4 protein-coding genes are annotated in these 4,801 nt (G+C 60.2%); 1 reads left to right on the forward strand and 3 read right to left on the reverse strand.

Features of this window, described 5'->3' with window-relative positions; translation table 11 throughout:
* Nucleotides 1-95: 95 nt before the first annotated feature.
* The 3 genes from E1K68_RS02185 to fdhD form a co-directional block, all read right to left on the reverse strand.
* Complete coding sequence (locus tag E1K68_RS02185; protein WP_003187699.1) at nt 96-578, reverse strand: glycine zipper domain-containing protein; 483 nt, start codon at nt 576-578, stop codon at nt 96-98.
* 271 nt (nt 579-849) lie between these two features.
* On the reverse strand, nt 850-3,198 hold the full coding sequence (locus tag E1K68_RS02190) for an FdhF/YdeP family oxidoreductase (RefSeq protein WP_137205011.1): 2,349 nt from the start codon (nt 3,196-3,198) through the stop codon (nt 850-852).
* The gene (gene fdhD, locus E1K68_RS02195) at nt 3,195-4,034 is read right to left on the reverse strand and encodes a formate dehydrogenase accessory sulfurtransferase FdhD (protein ID WP_212613736.1); all 840 of its coding nucleotides are present in this window, start codon (nt 4,032-4,034) and stop codon (nt 3,195-3,197) included. Before fdhD ends, E1K68_RS02190 begins: the two co-directional genes overlap by 4 nt.
* 242 nt (nt 4,035-4,276) lie before the next feature.
* On the opposite strand from fdhD, the gene lysM reads away from it, so the two are divergent.
* Nucleotides 4,277-4,717 carry a peptidoglycan-binding protein LysM gene (lysM, locus tag E1K68_RS02200; RefSeq protein WP_003187704.1) on the forward strand — a complete coding sequence of 147 codons (441 nt, stop codon included), beginning with the start codon at nt 4,277-4,279 and terminating at the stop codon, nt 4,715-4,717.
* Nucleotides 4,718-4,801 lie beyond the last annotated feature (84 nt).

The following is a 4,801-nucleotide window of genomic DNA, read 5'->3' on the forward strand; positions in this document are numbered from 1 at the left end:
GGCGCAGTATCAGGCAATACCTCTAAACCTGATTCACTGCTATCGCGGGCAAGCCCGGCTCCCACACTGGATGTGTTCGTCAGAGCACGTATTGATCAGTCGCGATAACGATGCTTGTTCTTGCGATGCCCATAGGCATGGCCGCGGCCTGGGTGGCCATCGCGGTAGTAGCGACGATCGTCACGGTCGCGATCGCGGTAATGGCGGCTATCGCGATCACTTTCGTTACCCATGTAGTTGCCCAGCGCGCCGCCCGCGCCACCGCCGGCTGCTGAGCCGACCAATGCACCGGTACTGCCGCCGACGCTGCGACCCAAGACGTTGCCGCCGGCTGCGCCCAGTGCGCCACCGATGGCGGCTTCGCCACGGCTACGCTTGTCTGCGCCGACCGCGCTACCGCCAGCGCCGCCCAGGGCCGCGCCAATGGTCGAACCGGTATTGCCGCCCAACTGCTGGCCGACAACGGAACCTAGAACCCCACCCAATGCGCCGCCTACACCGGCTTCGGTGGTGCCGCCAGCCATGGCTGCGCCACTGACCAGGCCAAGGGACAACAAGAGAATCGAGGAGAACTTCATTCAGGGAAACCTCAAGGGATGACGGCGCGATCCTGAGGTTGTATCGAGCCGCTGACAATCGAAATCCGACCGGCGGCAGAGGTTGTATACAATTTGCTAAGTTACTGTTTTGTATCGGGAACTTAAGTCGTTTTTACAGGTCTTTAACTACTTCGGAAGGGCCGCTTTTATGCAAAAGCGGCCCTTTTTTTGTGCCTGCAGAATGTGCGGTGATTGTGCTGGCCTCTTCGCGGGCAAGCGGTAGTTCAAGCAACACATATCTCGGATCAAGTCAGGCCGAGCGCGCCATGATCAACCCACTGTCACTCGCCGCTTCCAAGCGAATCGCAACAAACTTCGACGTTGGCGTATGGCTACCGTCGCCAGTGCTTTCCAATGGCACCAACGGGTTCACTTCCGGGTAGTAAGCCGCCGCCTGACCCGCCGGAATATCAAACGCCAGCAGCGTAAAGCCTTTCACACGGCGCTCACGACCGTCTTCCCACAGCGACACGATGTCTGCCTTCTGCCCCGGCTTGAAGCCCAGGCGGATGATGTCGGCTTCGTTGACGAACAGCACGTCACGCTGGCCTTTGACCCCGCGATAACGGTCGTCCAGGCCATAGATGGTGGTGTTGTACTGATCATGGGAGCGCATCGACTGCATGATCAGGTCCGGCACCCGGCCCGTGGCGTGGGTGCGTTCGTGGATCAGGTCTTTGGGCAAGATGTTCGGGCGGAAGTTGGCGCGGCCCGACGGGGTGTTCCAACGGCGTGCGCCGGCGGAGTTGCCCAGGTAGAAGCCACCTGGGTGTTTGATCTTCTCGTTGAAGTCCTTGAAGCCTGGGATGGTGTCGGCGATCAGGTCGCGGATGCGCCCGTAGTCAGCCACCAGCCAGTTCCAATCCACGGGCTTGCTGCCCAGGGTGGCGGCAGCAATGCCCGCCAGGATCGCCGGCTCGGACTTCATCAGTTTCGACAACGGTTGCAGTTGGCCGTTGGAGCCGTGGACCATGCTGAACGAGTCTTCCACCGTCACCGCTTGCGGGCCGTCGGCCTGAATGTCGATGTCGGTGCGGCCCAGGCACGGCAGGATCAACGCGTCTTTACCGTGCATCAGGTGGCTGCGGTTGAGCTTGGTGCTGATCTGCACGGTCAGGTCGCAATTGCGCAGCGCTTCGAAGGTGCGCGTGCTGTCTGGCGTGGCTTGGGCAAAGTTGCCGCCCAGGCCGATAAAGACTTTGGAGCGGCCTTCAAGCATGGCGTGAATCGCTTCCACCACGTTGTGGCCGTTGTCTCGCGGCACCTGGAACTGGAAACGTCGCTCCAGCGCGTCCAGAAACGCCACCGGTGGGCGTTCGTTGATGCCCATGGTGCGGTCGCCCTGCACGTTACTGTGGCCACGCACCGGGCACAGCCCTGCGCCTGGGCGGCCAATATTGCCGCACAGCAGCATCAGGTTGGCGATTTCCTGGATGGTCGGCACCGAGTGCCGGTGCTGGGTAATCCCCATCGCCCAGCACATGATCACATTCTTGCCTTTGGCGTACATGCGCGCCGCTTGCTCGATCTCCACCAGGGTCAGGCCGGACTGCTCGACGATTTCCTCCCAGGAGGTGTCGTCGATCTGGCCCAGGTATTCCAGGACGTTGGCGGTGTGTTCGTTGAGGAAGTCGTGGTCGAACACTGCTTCCTTGCCTTCGGCCAGGGCTTGGCGTTCCCACAGCAGCAGGAATTTGGCCATGCCACGCAAGATCGCCATGTCGCCACCCAATGCCGGGCGGAAGTAGGCGGTGTTGGTTGGCTTGTCGCCGTTGGTGAGCATTTCCAGCGGATGTTGGGGGTGCTGGAAGCGCTCCAGGCCGCGCTCTTTCAGTGGGTTGATACACACCACCTGGGCGCCGCGCTTCACCGCTTCGCGCAGAGGCTCGAGCATGCGTGGGTGGTTGGTGCCAGGGTTCTGGCCCCAGACGAAAATGGCATCGGCATGCTCGAAGTCATCAAAGGTCACGGTGCCTTTGCCCACGCCCACGCTCTGCGCCAGGGCTACACCGCTGGCTTCGTGGCACATGTTGGAGCAGTCCGGGAAGTTGTTGGTGCCATAGGCGCGTACAAACAGCTGGTACAGGTAGGCAGCTTCGTTGCTGGCGCGGCCCGAGGTGTAGAACTCGGCCATGTTCGGGCTGGGCAACGCGTTGAGGTGCTTGCCGACCAGGTCGAAGGCGGCTTCCCAACTGATGGGCGTGTAGCGATCGGTCTGGGCGTCATAGCGCATCGGCTCGGTCAGGCGGCCCTGATATTCCAGCCAATAGTCGCTTTGTTCCAGCAAAGCCGTGACGCTGTGCTTGGCGAAGAAGGCCGCATCGACGCGGCGCTTGGTGGCTTCCCAGTTGACTGCCTTGGCGCCGTTTTCGCAGAACTTGACCATGCCGCTTTCCGGTGAGTCGCCCCAGGCGCAGCCCGGGCAGTCGAAGCCGCCGTTCTGGTTGGTCTTGAGCATCATGCGCAGGTTTTTCAGGGCGTTGTCGCTGGTCAGCCAGGCTTGCGCCACGCTGATCAGGGCGCCCCAGCCACCGGCTGGGCCTTTGTAGGGCTTGTAGCGTGGGGTTGGGGTCTGGTCGGCTTGGTGGTGAAGGCTCATGGCTGGTGCTCCATCGCAGGGCTATAGACCCGTGGCGCGCTTTTTTGCGGCAGGTGGATGAGGTTGAGGTTGTGCCGGCGCGCCCATTGCAGGGCCAGGCCGGTGGGCGACGACAGGCTGACCAGAGTCTGGATGCCCGCGCGCAAAACTTTCTGAATCAATTCCAGGCTGCAGCGGCTGGTAACAATCGCCAGGCCGCCGTCGGTCGGAATCTTTTGGCGGATCAACGCGCCAATCAATTTATCCAGAGCGTTATGCCGACCGATGTCTTCGCGACCCATCAGCAATTCGCCCTGGCTATTCATAAACACTGCCGCATGCACGGCACCGCTGTGTTGGCCCAGGGGTTGGAATGCGCTGATACGCTGGCGCAGGCCATCGAGCCACTGCGCCGGCGGCAAGGGCGCGCCGGGCAGTACCTGGAGGTCGGGCAATGCTTGCTCTACCGCTTCCACGCCACACAGGCCACAGCCGCTGGTGCCCGCCAATTGGCGGCGTTGCTGCTTGAGGTTCCAGAACGCACGGCTGGAAACCTGTACCTGGGCGTACTGGGCTGCGCCTGAACCGCTGATTTTCAGGTCATAAATTTCGTTAACGTCGGTGATAATGCCGCTGCCGAGGCTGAAACCTACAATGAAGTCTTCCAGGTCCGTAGGCGTCACCAGCATCACCGCCTGGCTGATATCGTTATAGGCAATCGCCAACGCCACTTCTTCGGCCAGCGCAGTGCTGGCGACTTCTGTGTGTTCAAGATTGCAATAGTGATAGCTCTGGCTGGCGACGGGCGCGGTCGATTCAAGAGCGGGCGCCGCGCAGTGAGGGCGCTTGGCGTTCATGGGGCAGTACCACCGGCGGATTGATCAGTGTTTAGACTAGGCGCGACAAAGGGTCACGTCTAATCGCCAGTATTGATCTATTGATAGAGGGCGTCGATCAAGGTTCACCGGCGTTTTCGTCGGGCTTATTCCAGGTAGGGTTGATTGGGATACTTTTGAGTCTTTAGCCAGTCTGGAACCCAAGTCGGCAGGACTGGTCTAGTCTTGGGCATCTGGAAATTAAATCCCAAGGAGAGCGCACCATGAGTATTTTTAGCTTTATCAAAGAAGCCGGCGAAAAGATTGTCGACCTGTTGACGCCGGGTAATGCGAACGCCAGTGAGCAGTTGAAGGAGCATGTGAGCAAGGTGGGCCTGGGTAATCCAAACGTGCAGACCACGGTGGATGGCGACAAGGTCACGGTGACCGGTGAAGTGGCCACGCAGGAAGAGAAAGAGAAGATCCTGTTGGCGCTGGGCAACATTGCCGGCGTGGCAAGTGTGGATGACCAGATCACTGTCACTGGCCCTGCGGTTACCGCTGCTCGTTTCGTTGTAGTGAAAAAGGGCGATACCCTCAGCGCGATTTCCCTGGCGGTGTACGGTAACGCCAACCAGTACAATAAGATTTTCGAGGCTAACAAGCCACTGTTGTCGCACCCGGACAAAATCTATCCAGGCCAGACACTGCGTATCCCTGAGTAATACGCAGGATAAAATGAGGAAGCTCGCCCTTTTGTAGGAGCGAGCTTGCTCGCGAAAAACTCACAGGCACCGCGTTTATCCAGG

Origin of the sequence: Pseudomonas sp. B2021 (assembly GCF_018135665.1) — a bacterium.
Lineage (GTDB): Bacteria > Pseudomonadota > Gammaproteobacteria > Pseudomonadales > Pseudomonadaceae > Aquipseudomonas > Aquipseudomonas lactis.

Excerpts from the sequence above, each read along its gene's own strand:
- E1K68_RS02185 (WP_003187699.1), bottom strand. The coding sequence starts at position 578 with ATGAAGTTCTCCTCGATTCTCTTGTTGTCCCTTGGCCTGGTCAGTGGC.
- fdhD (WP_212613736.1), bottom strand. The coding sequence starts at position 4,034 with ATGAACGCCAAGCGCCCTCACTGCGCGGCGCCCGCTCTTGAATCGACC.
- E1K68_RS02190 (WP_137205011.1), bottom strand. The coding sequence starts at position 3,198 with ATGAGCCTTCACCACCAAGCCGACCAGACCCCAACCCCACGCTACAAG.
- lysM (WP_003187704.1), top strand. The coding sequence starts at position 4,277 with ATGAGTATTTTTAGCTTTATCAAAGAAGCCGGCGAAAAGATTGTCGAC.